This window comes from Staphylococcus sp. HMSC077D08 (assembly GCF_001837945.1).
In the GTDB taxonomy this organism is placed as follows: domain Bacteria; phylum Bacillota; class Bacilli; order Staphylococcales; family Staphylococcaceae; genus Staphylococcus; species Staphylococcus epidermidis.
In genome coordinates this window covers 1-285 of record NZ_KV834766.1, presented here as the reverse complement: position 1 = coordinate 285, position 285 = coordinate 1, and the positions used below count along the sequence as shown (strand labels likewise).

1 pseudogene is annotated in these 285 nt (G+C 35.8%); it reads right to left on the bottom strand.

Annotation, left to right across the window (positions count from 1 at the left end):
* Window positions 1-269, bottom strand: a pseudogene (locus HMPREF2663_RS06995) (CHAP domain-containing protein); the annotation flags it as partial.
* Window positions 270-285: the final 16 nt, after the last annotated feature.

Below are 285 nucleotides of genomic sequence, written 5' to 3'. Positions count from 1 at the left end.
TAGTTGCTATAGTTATTGTAACCATAGTTGTTGTAGTTATTATAACTATTATAGTTATATGAAGTATTTACACGATCTGGACTCCAGTTACCTTTCCAAGTGTAGTGGTAGTTACCTTCAGCATCGATTGTGTAAGTATAGCTATATGAATAAGGGTCGTTAGGATTGTACCCATTATTATTTTGTTCTGCTGCTTGTGCGTCATGGTGTGCAAAAGCGAAAGTAGCGATTCCTGCAGTTGCAATTGTAGCTGTAGCGATTTTTTTCATTGTTAAATATCCTCCT